At 51.2% G+C, this 211-nt stretch carries 1 protein-coding gene; it reads right to left on the bottom strand.

Translation table 11 applies throughout. The features are described from left to right. Nucleotides 1–186, bottom strand: a 186-nt coding sequence (locus tag LCF57_RS04060; protein ID WP_225999567.1) for an Ig-like domain-containing protein, incomplete at its 3' end; no start/stop codon positions are given. Nucleotides 187–211 lie beyond the last annotated feature (25 nt).

The raw sequence follows: 211 nt of genomic DNA, 5'->3' as shown, positions 1-211 counted from the left end.
CAGTTGCGTATAATACGGCTGCATATCTCCCGTACGGAATGTCCAGTCCTGCGGCGTATGCATTCCCGCATACGGGTTCATCGCCGAATCCGTCAGTGCTCCCGAGGTGATTTCCACATAGTAAGGCTTCCCTTCTTCCAGTCCACCCGATAGCGTAAATTGTGCTATTTTTTCCTGGCCTGACACCGTATATATCCTGTTTGAGTCCCCT

The sequence above is a fragment of the Paenibacillus sp. BJ-4 genome (assembly GCF_020404765.1).
GTDB lineage: Bacteria > Bacillota > Bacilli > Paenibacillales > Paenibacillaceae > Paenibacillus.
This window is presented reverse-complemented; position numbering and strand designations above follow the sequence as displayed.